Here is a 12,723-nt window from a genome sequence, read left to right as displayed (position 1 = left end):
TACTTCAGGCTGCGCCGTGGCCGGCGAACTGGTCGATCTGCCGCAGGCTGATGTCCCGGGCATCGCCGCTTTGCGCGACGCCCTTATGCCAATCGACGATTATGGTTAACGCTTCGTTTAAACGCAGCTTCGGCTTCCAGCCGAGTTCGCTGCGCGCCTTGCTCGAATCGAGCCGCAACAGCACCGCCTCGTGCGGGCCGGCCACGTTGGGCCGGTCCCAGCCGGTCGCAGAACCCCAGCTGGCAAGCATCTGGTCGACGATCCAGCCCACCGGCTGCGCGTCTTCCTCGGACGGGCCGAAGTTCCACGCGGTCGCGGCATCCCGCCGCCCCTCGAGCAATCGTTCGCCCACCATGAGGTAGCCCGACAGGGCTTCCAGCACATGCTGCCACGGGCGGATCGACGCCGGATTGCGGACGCTTACCGGTACATCGGCGATGAGCGCGCGGACGATGTCGGGCACGAGCCGATCTTGCGCCCAGTCGCCCCCGCCGATGACATTGCCCGCCCGCACCGATGCGATCGCCGGCCCATCGGGGTAGGAATGGCGCCACGATGCGATGGCGATTTCCGCCGCGCCCTTGCTGCTGCTGTAGGGATCGTGCCCGCCCATCGGATCGCTTTCCCGATAGGGCCAGATCCATTCGCGATTCTCGTAGCATTTGTCCGACGTCACGCAGACGACCGCGCGCACGCTGTCGACCGCGCGGCAGGCCTCGAGCACGTGCACCGTGCCCATCACGTTGGTGGCGTATGTCTCGACCGGGTTGTCGTACGAATAGCGGACCAGCGGCTGAGCGGCGAGATGGAACACGATCTCGGGCCGCGCGGCGGCGATGGCATCCATGACCACCTGCATGTCGCGCACGTCGCCCACGTGGTGTTCCACCAGATCGGCAAGGCGTGTCTGTGCGAAGAAGCTCGGCTCGGTCGGCGCGGGCAGCGCCAGGCCGGTGACGTGTGCGCCCATCCGGTGCAGCCACAGGCTGAGCCACCCGCCCTTGAAGCCGGTGTGGCCCGTGACCAGCACGCGCCGGCCTTGCCAGAAATCGGTCGTCACCAGGATTTCCAGGGCGCGCCCTGCTGCCACAGCGATTCAAGATAAAGCTTGTCGCGCAGCGTATCCATCGGCTGCCAGAACCCGTCGTGGCGATAGGCGGCCAGATCGCCGCCCGCAGCCAGACGTTCGAGCGGGCTGCGCTCCCAGATGGTGTCGGGTCCGTCGATCAGATCGAGCACCGACGGGTCGGCCACGAAGAAGCCGCCATTGATCAGCCCGCCGTCACCGGCCGGCTTTTCCCGGAAATTGCGCACCAGATCGCCGTCGAACTCCATCGCGCCGAACCGGCCGGGCGGAGACACCGCGGTGATCGTGGCGCGCTTGCCCTGCGCGTGGTGGAACGCGATGAGGCTGGACACGTCGATATCGGCCACGCCATCACCATAAGTGAAGCAGAACGGCGTCCCTGGCTTGAGGTGGTTCGCGACCGCCTTCAACCGTCCCCCCGTCTGCGTATCGGCGCCGGTATCGACCAGCGTGATCCGCCACGGTTCGCTCCAGTTCTGGTGGATCTCGACGCTGTTCCGCTGCAGGTCGATCGTGACGTCGGTGTTGTGCAGGAAGTAGTTCGCGAAGTACTCCTTGATCATGTAGCCCTTGTAACCAAGGCAGATCACGAAGTCGTTGACCCCCGCGCTCGAATAGATCTTCATGATGTGCCAGATGATCGGCATTCCGCCGATTTCGACCATCGGCTTGGGGCGGATGGATGTTTCCTCACCCAGCCGCGTACCCAGTCCACCCGCAAGAATAACTGCTTGCATCAACTTCACCCCCGGCGACGTCGTTCGCGCATCCGGGGATCGTGCCATGCCTGCGCATCGCGGACCGTTCCGGACTGTCCGAGGCGTTTATCCCAGCTATTTCCTAACGGAGCGTTAAGGTTAACAGCAATCTAAGGGGGGTATGCGACAGGTACGGCAACGGCCGGATTTGGCGCTGTTGCGCGGGCTCAGGAATGGGTGTCCGCACGCGGCACGCAGGCCAGCACGGTGATGTCGTGCGCCCCGAAATCGCGGCAGGTCCAGCGGGCCGTATCCTGCAGCACGCCCGGTGCGTGGAGCAACGCGCTGGTGTTGGGCACGTTCTTGTCGAACGCCCAGATCACCGCTGTATCAGCGCGTGCGCCCGTGAGCGCGAGCACCGCAGGATAAGGATCGGCGTTCAGCGCGTAGTGCGGGATCAGCACCTCGACCGGGCGGCCGGCGCGGCGGAAGAAAAATCCGCCGACGTCGGCCATCTTCTCGGGCGTGCCGAGCAGCGCGGTCGGATTGTCCCACAGCAGCACGACCTTGCGCGCGTCGTGATGCGCCATGATCCAGTCCGAAGGCTGTTCGAAATTGAAATCGTAGCGATGATCGTCATGCGGCGCCGTCACATGCTTCATCAGCGGTGGCACCGCAGCGCCGATCAGCAGGATGACGATCAGCATCGACGCAAACGGCAGCGTCGGCTTCACCTCGCGCAGCACAAGCGGGATCGCCAGCGACACCGCGCCCACAAACGCCAGCAGGTAGCGGATCGAGAAGCTGGGCCGCACGAACCCCATGCCGACGACGATCAGCGTCGCGATCAGCCCGGTCACGATCAGCACCACTTCGGGCGACAGCGGGAACAGCCCCGCACGCGCTGCCTTTGCCCGCGCGAACCGGGCATGGATGGCGGCGGGCGTCAGGATCGCGAGCGCCACGGCGGTCGCCAGCGAGCCGCAGAAGAACACCGGCACGATCAGCGCCTGCTCCCAGTGCAGGACCTGATACCAGGTCTGCCCCGAATTGGCGTAGTGGAGCACGACCTGCAGGTGCACGCTCATCCACGCCGCCATCGGGACCAGCACCAGCAACGCCGGCCACGTCCGCAGCGCGGTCTGTCGCCACACCAGCAGAAAGGCGATGCCCTGCACGCCCGAGATCACGATGGCGTGATAGTGCGTGAGCACGGCGAGCGACGATACGCCTGCCCAGATCGCGGCGCGCCGCGTGGTCGGTGCGCGCAGCAGGCTGAGAAAGCAGATCGCCTGCACGCAGCCCAGCAACAGCATCAGGGTGTACGGGCGCGCTTCGGTGGCAATGCCGAACCCGGGGCCCCACAGCGCGATGGTGAACGCCCACAGGATCCGCGTCGTGCGGTCCTCGTGGCCCTTCCATAGCAGCACTGCGGGCGCGGCGATCGAGAACAGCAGGCTGGGAATCCTGAGCGCGAGGTTGCCGTCGCCGGCGACCTTTTCCCACGCCCACAACACCGAATAGTACAACGGCCCACTGAGTTCGTTGAGGCACCAGTCGACCAGATGCCGGACATCGGGCTGCGCCGCGATCGTTGCGCTGAAGTTTTCGTCCAGCCACAGCGGCGTCTGCAAGCCGGCGGTCAGGATATTGACGAGGAACAGCACGAATCCGGCGATCAGCGCAGTGCGGGGAATCTCGCCGGCAAACAGCGATGGCGATGCCGGTCGATCCAGCGCGACTGAAGTCATCATGCGGTTCCCATGTCCGTGTCAGCCCGCGTCGTTACATTCGGTATGGTTAACATTTTGACCGCCCGGCTCAACCGGCGCGCGCCGTGACGTGACCGCGGCCGCTGTCCCGACGATCATCGATTGCGATCGTTTCATCTTGTCGGCAAACGGGGTGCCGAAGGAGCGAAGATCACGGGCCGTCCCCAGCGCATTGCCGATACCGTCGCGGGCATTTCGGTCGCGGGGCTGATGCTGCCCGAGGCGGTCGCTTATGCGGCGATCGCCGGGCTGGCGCCGGAGCGCGCGATCCTCGCCGCGATTGCCGGCGGGCTGGCTTATGCCGCCGTTGGACGCAGCCGGTTCGCGATCGTCGCGCCGACGTCGTCCTCGGCGGCGATCCTGGCGGCGACGCTGGCCGCGCTGCCCGGCACCGCCGCCGACAAGGGGCTGATGGCCACGATGGTCGTGGCGCTGGTCGCGGTCCTGTTCCTGCTCGCTGCCGCGATGAAGCTTGGCAGTCTGTCCGGGTTCATCGCCCGGCCCGTGCTGCGCGGCTTCGCCTTCGGGCTGGCGATCACCATCATCGTGCGCCAGTTGCCGACGTTGCTGGGGCTGGATGTCCACGCCGGCGGGCTGCCCGCGCTGGCCGGCGCGATCCTCTCCCATATCGGCGCGGCCAATCCGGCCAGCGTCGCCATCGGCGCGACGGCGCTGGCGCTGCTGCTGATGCTGCGGCAGTTCACCAAGCTGCCCGCCGCGCCGATCGTGCTGCTGGCCGGCATCGCGCTGTCGTTCGCAACCGACCTGCCGCAGCTGGGCGTGCGGCTGGTCGGGCCGGTGGCCATCGCGATCGAGCTGCCGCAATGGCCAACGTTCAGCTTTGCGGTGTGGTCGCGGCTGGCGCAGCTGGCGCTGCCGCTCGCGCTGATCCTGTTTGCCGAAAGCTGGGGCACGATCCGCTCGCTCGCCTTGCGCAACGGCGATACGGTCGATGCCAACCGCGAACTGGGCGCGATCGGGCTGGCCAACATGGCCTCGGCACTTATCCAGGGCATGCCGGTGGGCGCGGGATTTTCCGCCGGATCGGCCAGCGAGGCCGCCGGTGCCACCACCCGCCTGACCGCGTGCGTCGCCGCGATCGCGCTGCTGGTGCTCGTGCTGACGGCGAGCGGGCTGGTCGCGCGCATCCCCGAACCGCTGCTGGCGGCGATCGTGATCGCGGCGCTGTCCCATTCGCTGGCGCCGCGCCCGCTGCGCCGGCTGTTCGAACTGGGCCGCGACGGCTGGGTGGCGCTCGGCGCGGCGGTCGCGGTGATGCTGCTGGGCGTGCTCAACGGTATGCTGCTGGCCATCGCGCTGTCGCTGGCGGCGCTGCTGCGCAGGCTGGCCGGCGTACGGATCGACGAGCTCGGCCGGGTTGGCCAAAGCCACGATTTCGTCAGCCTGGCGACGCACACCGATGCCCGCCGGATCGCCGGGGTAGCCGTGTTCCGTCCCGGCGCGCCGCTGTTCTTCGCCAATGCCGACGTATGCGTGGGCGCGGTGACCAAGGCCGCCGCTGCCCTGCCCGCTGGGATCGCGATCGTGCTCAGCCTCGAGCAAAGCGACGATCTCGACAGCAGCGCGGTCGATGCGCTGGCCGAACTCGACACCAGCCTGCACGCCAACGGCCAGACGCTGCACCTTGCCCGGGCGCACGACAACGTTCGCGCGATACTGGCGCGCGCTGGCCTCGACCGCCTGTTTGCCGGCGCCGGCTTCAGCGTGGCCGATGCCGTAGATGCCTTCGATCGGGAGAAGACCAATGACCATGCGACCTAACGTCGAGCCGCAACTCCACCCTGCCCGGCTGATGGACCTGCGACCCACGCAGATGACCGTCGGCATGGCCGAAGTCGCCCGCAAGCGCAGCCAGTGGACCGCGCATGCCAAGACCGACGGCGGCCTGTTCCTGGGCGAGCACATGATCCCCGTCGTCATCGGTCCCCGGAAGCGGCCCTGGCTGATCGACCATCACCATCTCGCGCTCGCGCTGCACCACGAAGGGGTCGAACACGTGCTGATCAGCGTGGTGGCGCGGCTCGATCACCTCAAGAAGCCGCAGTTTCTGACGTTCATGGACAACTGCAACTGGCTGCACACGTTCGATGCCAGCGGCGAACGGCGCGAGTATGGCGCGCTGCCGCGCAAGCTGACCGGGCTGGGCGACGATCCCTATCGCTCGCTGGCGGGCGAAGTGCGGCGGGCCGGCGGCTATGCCAAGAACCTGACGCCCTACAGCGAGTTCCTGTGGGCCGATTTCTTCCGCCACCGCGTTTCGCACAAGCGGGCCGCCATGCTCGAACCGGCAACCGTCGCGGATGCCGTGACGCTGGCGCGCAGCCCGAGTGCCCGGCACTTGCCCGGCTGGAGCGGCGCCGACGCCGACTGATCGGCGCGGCGGCTGTCAGGCGGCTCGCATCGGGGCATTTTCGCGTTACAAGGCAGCATGTTGCCGTCCCATCCCGACTTGCGTCTCGTCTGGTATGTCGCCGAATGGATCATCCGGCTGGGCGCTCTGGGCATCGTGCCGTTCCGGCGCTCGCCCGCCGCCACGACCAGCTGGCTGCTGCTGATCTTCTTCCTGCCCGGACCGGGCCTGCTGCTGTTCCTGTTCATCGGCCGACCGCGCTTCCCCGCCGCCCGGGATCGCCGCTCGCAGGCGCTGCGGCCGTTCTATCTCGACGTCGCGGACCGCCTCGACCGCGCGGCAGGCTGCGATGCGGGCGAGGCCGGACGGTTCGCCCGCGACCTTGGCCGCATGCCGAGCGCGGGCGGCAACACGGTTGAACTGATCGACGACTATGACGGCGTGTTCGATCGGCTCGTGGCGGATATCGAGGCCGCACAAAGCCACGTCGATCTGCTGGTCTACATTTTCGCCAACGATGCCGTCGGCCACCGGATTGCCACGGCGCTGGCCGGGGCGGTGCGGCGCGGCGTGCGTTGCCGGGTGATGTTCGATCCCGTTGGCTCGCATACATGGCGGCGCGGCACCTGGCGTATGCTGCGCCAGAGCGGTGTCGAAGTGCGCGAGGCGTTGCCCGTGCGACTGCTGTGGCGCCGCAGCCGCGCCGACATGCGCAATCACCGCAAGCTGTTCGTGATCGACGGCACCATCGGTTATGCCGGATCGCAGAACATCGTGCGCAAGGATTTCAAGCCGAAGATCGTCAACCACGAACTCGTGGCGCGGGTGACCGGTCCCGCCGTGGCCGCGATGGCTGCCGTGGTCGCAGGCGACTGGGCGATCGAGGGCGAGGAGCCGCCCGCACCATCGCCGGTGGCGATCCCGGACCCGGCGGGCGATGCCTGCGTCCAGCTGCTGCCCAGCGGCGCGGACTACCGGCTGGAGGGGTTCGAGACCATGCTGGTGTGGCAGATCCACCGCGCGTGCGAACGCGTGGTGCTGGTGACGCCCTATTTCGTCCCCGACGAGAGTGTGATCGGCGCGATGTGCAGCGCCGCCGCGCGCGAGGTGACGATCGATCTGGTGGTCTCGGCGGTGGTCGACCAGCGGATCGTCCATCTCGCCCAGTGTTCGTACTTCGAGCAATTGCTCGCAGCGGGCATCCGCATCCACCAGTACCGCGACTTCCTGCTCCACGCCAAAAGCGCCAGCATCGATCGCACGCTCGGCGTGGTGGGTTCGAGCAACGTCGACGTGCGCTCGTTCCAGCTCAACGAGGAAGCCAGCCTGCTGCTGTACGACGATGCGTCGATCGCCCGGCTGCTGCACATTCAGGCAGGCTATCTCGCCGCCAGCGACCGGCTCGACCTCGCCACCTGGCGCGCGCGCCATCCTCTGCGCCGCCTGCCCGAAAGCCTGGCCCGGATCATGAGCCCGCTGCTGTAGCGTCTGGTCCCCTAGATCGCGACGATCCCCCAGTACCACAGCGCGAGACCGGCGAGTGAGGCGGCCAGCGCGGCCAGCAGGGGGATGGCGGCGGCCAGTCCGGCGCGTCCCGGCGCGATCACCATGGTCATCCCGGCCTTGATCGCGGTGTTGGCCAGAACCGGCACGCTGAGCACCAGCCCCGCCTGCACGCCGCCAAGGCTGGTTTGCGGCATGCCCGACAGCGTGATCACCGCGGCATCGACGTCCATCATCCCGGTCAGCCCCAGCACGACCGCGATGCCGCCGTCACCGAAGCGCGCCAGCGCCCACCGCGCCACCAGCGAGAGCACCGCCACAGACAGCGCCAGCAGCAGCGCCGGGCCGAAATCGAAGGGGTTGCCAATGCGCGTGGGTGCCGCCCGATCATCGCGCTGCCGCCACCAGCCCAGCAGCGCCAGCCCGCCGGCAACCAGCGTCGCCGGTGCCATCGCCAGCATCAGCGAGGGCAGCGCCCGCGGCACCAGCAGCGCCGCCAGCACCTGCACGCGCACGAACATCACGATCGAGGCCAGCGCGATCCCGGCGCTGAGCGCCCCGCGCGTTTCGGATTCCGACCGCAGGCGGCGCGCCAGGTCCGCCGTCACTGCCGTCGATGACACGATCGCACCGGCGAGCGCGACCACCAGCGTTCCCCGCTCGCTCCCCATCCGCCGCGCGGCGACGTATCCGGCAAACGACAGCGCCGCGACCAGCACCACCACCATCCAGATCTTGCGCGGATTCCATGCGTCGTAAGGGCCGAACTGGGCGTCGGGCAGCAACGGCAACACCACCAGTGCCACCAGCAGGAACCGCGCCACCGCCTCGATCTCGGTCTCGGTCAGGCCCTTGAGCAATCCGTGCAGCGACCGGCGCGCGCTGAGCAGGATGAAGCATGCCCCCGCCGCGCCGAGCGCCACCGTGGCCGACTGGCGCACCGCGACCAGCCCGATGGCGACGGTCAGGATGCCGGCAATCGCGGTCGTCGCCGAAAGGGCATCGCTGCGCGCCGACAGGCGGTAGCCTACGGCCAGCAGAGCGGCCACGCCCAGCACCAGCGCCGCGGCCACGACATTGGGCAGCAGGCCGGCAATGCCGCCTGCCAGGCCGAGCAGGCCGAAACTGCGCACACCGCTGACCCGGGTGCCGTCGCGCGCGTCGCGCTGGCGCCAGCCGCGTTCCAGCCCCACGATCAGGCCGCCGAGCAGCGCGGCGATCAGTCCGGTCAGGGATGCTGGAACCACGCCGCTCACCAACTGCAAACCCCTCCGGCCGCATCATGCGGACGACCGGCGACTACTCCCCGCGCAAGTGTTGCGCCAGCCATGCCGCCGCCGCGTCGGGCGATTGCTTGTCGGCATCGCGGTCTACCCGGTAGTTCGCCTCGCGCATCGTCTCGACGTCGATCCGGCCCGCCAGTGGCGCGATCGCGCCCCGGCATCGCGGATCGCCGGAACAGCGCGACGAGGCGAGCAGCAGCGCATCGTAGCTCGGCACCGCGCCTTTGGGATCAGCGAGCACGACGAGATGGTCCGCTGCGATCCGGCCGTCGGAGGAAAACGCGGTGATCGCATCGGCTGCGCCGCTTTCCAGCGCACGGTACATGAACGTGGGGCTGTAGCGATGCTGTTCGCGAAACGCGAAAGGATAGGCGCGCGCCACCGCCGCCCATTCGGGCCGGTCGAGAAACTCCAGGTCGGTGCCCAGCGCCAGTCGTGGCGACGCCGCCGCCAGATCGTCCAGCGTGGCGATGTGCGCCGCGCGCGCCTTGTCGCCTTGCATCGCAAAGACATAAGCGTTCTCGAACCCGAGCGCGCCGATCAGCCGCGCGCCGCCGGGCCGGTTCAGCCACTGCCCGATCCCGGCGATCATCGCGGCGCGCGGCGGCGTGTCCTTGCGCTGCATCTCGGCGGTCCACAGCGTACCCGCGTAATCGACATAAACGTCGATATCGCCGCGCTCGAGCGCCTTGAACACCACCGCCGAGCCCAGCCCTTCGCGATAGCGCACCGCGTATCCGGCGCGTTCGAGCCGCGCGCCGATCAGGCGGGCGAGGATGTATTGTTCGGAAAAATTCTTGGCGCCCACGGTGATCACTGGGCGCTTGGCGGCGGGTCCAAACGGCACCAGCGCGAGGGCCAGCCCGGCACCGGCCAGCGCCAGCCCGGTCCACGCCAGCTTCGGCTGCCGGCTGGCGATGCCGTGCTCGATCATGCCGAGCAGCGCGTCCGCCGCCATCGCCAGCGCGGCGGCGGCAAGGCATCCCGCCAGCACCAGCGCCCAGTCCTGCGTCTGCAGCCCGGCGAAGATCGGATCGCCCAGGCTGGTCGCGCCGACGGTGGTGGCCAGCGTCGCCGCGCCGATCGTCCACACGGCGGCGGTGCGGATACCCGCCATCACGAACGGTGCGGCCAGCGGTGCCTCGACCCAGCGCAGCTTCTGCGCAAGCGTCATCCCCATCGCATCGGCCGCATCGCGCACCGCCGGATCGAGTTGCGCCAGCCCGGTCACGCCGTTGCGCAGGATCGGCAGCACCGCGTAAAGCGCCAGCGCGAGCAGCGCAGGCAGAAAGCCCAGCGCGGGGATGCCTCCGCCCAGCAGCGCGGACAGCGACAGCAGCAGCGGATAGAACAGCGCCAGCAGCGCCAGCGCGGGAATGGTCTGGACCAGGCTCGCCACGCCCAGCGCGACGCGCGCGAACCGGGGGCTGCGCGCCGACAGCAGCACCAGCGGGACCGCGACCGCGATGCCCAGCGCCAGCGCCGACACCGACAGCACCAGATGTGCCGCGATTGGCGCACCCATGTGCGACAGCGCGGCCAGCAGCGCGCCGGTCATCGTACCATCCCCGCGAGCCGTCGCGCCTGCTCGCGCGGGACCGCGACGAGCGCCTGCGCACGATCGCCACCCTCACCCGCCAGCAATTGCGCCGGGGTGGCATCGGCGACGACACGCCCGACTTCCATCACCACCACGCGATCGGCCAGCAGCAGCGCCTCGCTGATGTCATGCGTGACCATCAGCGTGGTCAGCGACAGCCGATCGTGCAGCGCACGCAGCGTCTCGCCCAATGCAGCGCGGGTCACCGGATCGAGCGCCCCGGTCGGCTCATCGAGCAGCAGGATGGCCGGCTCGCCCGCCAGCGCCCGCGCCAGCCCCACCCGCTGGCGCTGGCCGCCGGACAAGTCCGCCGGGCGCCGCGACGCGAGATCAGGTGCCAGTCCGACGCGTTCGAGCAACGCCGTGACCCGCACCGAATCGGTCGGCCGGCCAGCGATCCGCCACGCAGTCGCGATGTTTTCAGCCACCGTCCAGTGCGGCAGCAGGCCGACGTTCTGGAAGGCATAACCGATCCCGCGCCGCAGTGCAGTAAGCGGCTGGCGGTCGACCGGCACGCCGCCGATCGCCACCGTGCCCGCGCCCGTGGCGGCACCATCGAGGCGGTTGATCGTGCGCAACAGCGTGCTTTTGCCCGATCCCGATGTGCCGACCAGCCCGACAAAGCTGCCCGCCGCGATGGCCAGGTCCACGCCCGCCACCGCCAGCGTATCGCCAAATCGGCGGGTCACCCCGCGCAGCTCGATCGAAGGACCCATCGCACCGATCATAGCGCCAAGGCCGCCTGCGTCACAGGCTCGTTTTCACACCCACCGACGCAGTCCTTTACGCATTCCTTATGCCGGTCGGTGCTGTTCCCCATCGCGCTGTAACGCCCGCCAGCACCATATCGATCCTGACGAGGCGACAGGAGCAACGCGCATGTCGAACAACCAGCAAGCGAACATGGCGAACCGGATCGGTGCGAACCACATCGTGCGCGGCATGGGTGCAGGGTTGATGCTGGCGGCTGCCGGCGTGATCGCCCAACTGTATTATCTGCTGCAATCGCCGGCGCCGCATCCGCTGACGGCGGTAGAGTTCGCCATGGCGGCGGTCGCCGTGCCGGTCGCGCATCTGGCGCTGGCCATGCTGCTGGCGGGCGGCGACTTGTTCCGACCGGTCGCACGGCCGAGGTTCACGCTGCCCGATCCACGGTCGGCGGCGTCGCTCAACCCGCGCCCAGCAACATCGCCGCGCCTTTTTCGGCAATCATGATCGTGGGCGAATTGGTGTTGCCCGACGTGATCGTCGGCATCACCGAGGCATCGATCACGCGCAGCCGCTCGATCCCGTGGACGCGCAGTTGCGCATCGACCACCGCCTGCGGCCCGCTGCCCATCGCGGCGGTGCCGACCGGGTGGAAGATGGTCGTCCCGATCGCACCCGCCGCGCGAACCAGATCGGCTTGTGTTGCGAATTCCGGGCCCGGCTTGATTTCCACCGGACGGTAACGCGCCAGCGGCGCCTGCGCGACAATGCGGCGGGTGAGCCGGATCGCCTCGGCGGCGGCTTGGCGGTCACCTTCGGTCGTCAGATAGTTCGGGCGGATCAGCGGGGCACCTGCCGGGTCGGGCGAGGACAAATGCACCGAACCCCGGCTCTCGGGACGCAACTGGCAGACAGAGGCGGTGAAGGCATCGAACGGATGCAAGGGCTCGCCGAAGTGATCGAGGCTCAACGGCTGCACGTGATACTGCAAGTCGGGCGTCGCCAGATCAGCCCGTGAGCGCGCAAATGCGCCAAGCTGGCTCGGCGCCATCGACAGCGGGCCGGTGCGGCGCACCACATATTCCAGGCCCATCGCCATGCGCTTAAACAGGCTGCGATAGCGCGTGTTGAGCGTGCCACCATTCTCGACCTGCCAGACACAGCGCAATTGCAGGTGGTCCTGCAGGTTGGCGCCGACCCCGGGCAAGTGATGGGCCACCGCAATGCCGTGCTCACCCAGCACCGCCGCATCGCCGATGCCCGACCGTTCGAGCAGCACCGGGCTGGCCACCGCACCGGCGGACAGCACGACCTCGCCCGCCAGCACCGCACGCTGCTGCCCATTGTGGCGATACCGCACGCCGGTGGCGCGGCGACCGTCGAGAGTTACCGCCTCCACCGTCGCCCCGGTGATGATGCACAAGTTCGGACGCTGGCGTACCGGCCGCAGGAACGCCTTGCCCGCGTGCCAGCGCCATCCGCCGCGCTGGTTGACCTTGAAGTAGCCGACGCCACTGTTGTCGCCGCGGTTGAAGTCGTCGCTCGGCGGGATCCCGGCAGCCACCGCCGCATCGCGAAACGCATCGAGGATGTCCCAGCGCAGCCGCTGCTCCTCCACCCGCCACTCGCCACCGGCGCCGTGAAATTCATCCGCGCCCGCAAAGTGGTCTTCCGACTGGCGAAAGTACGGCAGGACATCGT

General features: G+C 68.6%; 11 protein-coding genes (1 of these 11 running past the window's edge). 4 read left to right on the top strand and 7 right to left on the bottom strand.

The features are described from left to right. Positions 1–4: 4 nt before the first annotated feature. From rfbG to NL2_RS08845, 3 genes are all read right to left on the bottom strand, one after another. Positions 5–1,060 (bottom strand): CDP-glucose 4,6-dehydratase, encoded by a 1,056-nt coding sequence (rfbG, locus tag NL2_RS08855; protein ID WP_157083106.1) that lies wholly within the window; start codon positions 1,058–1,060, stop codon positions 5–7. Next, a complete protein-coding gene (gene rfbF, locus NL2_RS08850) occupies positions 1,057–1,824 on the bottom strand; it encodes a glucose-1-phosphate cytidylyltransferase (RefSeq protein WP_068074015.1) in 768 nt (255 codons plus the stop codon). Before rfbF ends, rfbG begins: the two co-directional genes overlap by 4 nt. Positions 1,825–2,012: 188 nt before the next feature. After that, complete coding sequence (locus NL2_RS08845; RefSeq protein WP_068073825.1) at positions 2,013–3,539, bottom strand: glycosyltransferase family 39 protein; 1,527 nt, start codon at positions 3,537–3,539, stop codon at positions 2,013–2,015. Positions 3,540–3,659: 120 nt separating this feature from the next. Here NL2_RS08845 and NL2_RS08840 point away from each other — a divergent pair, with 120 nt between their 5' ends. From NL2_RS08840 to cls, 3 genes are read left to right on the top strand one after another with little or no spacing between them, the layout of a single operon-like run. Next, positions 3,660–5,339: a SulP family inorganic anion transporter gene (locus NL2_RS08840; protein ID WP_245647628.1), complete on the top strand. Its 1,680-nt coding sequence runs from the start codon at positions 3,660–3,662 to the stop codon at positions 5,337–5,339. After that, complete coding sequence (locus tag NL2_RS08835; RefSeq protein WP_245647627.1) at positions 5,323–5,949, top strand: ParB-like protein; 627 nt, start codon at positions 5,323–5,325, stop codon at positions 5,947–5,949. Before NL2_RS08840 ends, NL2_RS08835 begins: the two co-directional genes overlap by 17 nt. 57 nt (positions 5,950–6,006) lie before the next feature. After that, a complete protein-coding gene (gene cls, locus NL2_RS08830) occupies positions 6,007–7,413 on the top strand; it encodes a cardiolipin synthase (RefSeq protein WP_157083105.1) in 1,407 nt (468 codons plus the stop codon). Positions 7,414–7,424: 11 nt separating this feature from the next. Here cls and NL2_RS08825 read toward each other — a convergent pair whose 3' ends face one another. From NL2_RS08825 to NL2_RS08815, 3 genes are read right to left on the bottom strand one after another with little or no spacing between them, the layout of a single operon-like run. Then, positions 7,425–8,678 carry an MgtC/SapB family protein gene (locus tag NL2_RS08825; RefSeq protein WP_245647626.1) on the bottom strand — a complete coding sequence of 418 codons (1,254 nt, stop codon included), beginning with the start codon at positions 8,676–8,678 and terminating at the stop codon, positions 7,425–7,427. Positions 8,679–8,730: 52 nt separating this feature from the next. Beyond that, entirely contained in the window at positions 8,731–10,272 is a 1,542-nt protein-coding gene (locus tag NL2_RS08820) for an ABC transporter permease/substrate-binding protein (RefSeq protein WP_068073821.1), read from the bottom strand. After that, positions 10,269–11,030: an ATP-binding cassette domain-containing protein gene (locus NL2_RS08815; protein ID WP_068074004.1), complete on the bottom strand. Its 762-nt coding sequence runs from the start codon at positions 11,028–11,030 to the stop codon at positions 10,269–10,271. The genes NL2_RS08820 and NL2_RS08815 overlap by 4 nt, the downstream gene beginning before the upstream one ends. Positions 11,031–11,193: 163 nt before the next feature. Between NL2_RS08815 and NL2_RS08810 the strand changes: the two genes are divergently transcribed. Continuing rightward, complete coding sequence (locus NL2_RS08810; RefSeq protein ID WP_068073820.1) at positions 11,194–11,529, top strand: hypothetical protein; 336 nt, start codon at positions 11,194–11,196, stop codon at positions 11,527–11,529. Here NL2_RS08810 and NL2_RS08805 read toward each other — a convergent pair. Continuing rightward, positions 11,483–12,723, bottom strand: partial view of a GMC family oxidoreductase gene (locus NL2_RS08805; protein WP_218006102.1) — the 3' portion only. Its footprint extends 361 nt past the window's final position; 1,241 of the gene's 1,602 nt are visible here — the last part of the coding sequence; its start codon lies beyond the right edge, outside the window; it ends in the stop codon at positions 11,483–11,485. The two genes, NL2_RS08810 and NL2_RS08805, sit on opposite strands and share 47 nt — an antisense overlap.

It is taken from the genome of Novosphingobium lentum NBRC 107847 (genome assembly GCF_001590965.1).
Taxonomy (GTDB): domain Bacteria; phylum Pseudomonadota; class Alphaproteobacteria; order Sphingomonadales; family Sphingomonadaceae; genus Novosphingobium; species Novosphingobium lentum.
This window is presented reverse-complemented; position numbering and strand designations above follow the sequence as displayed.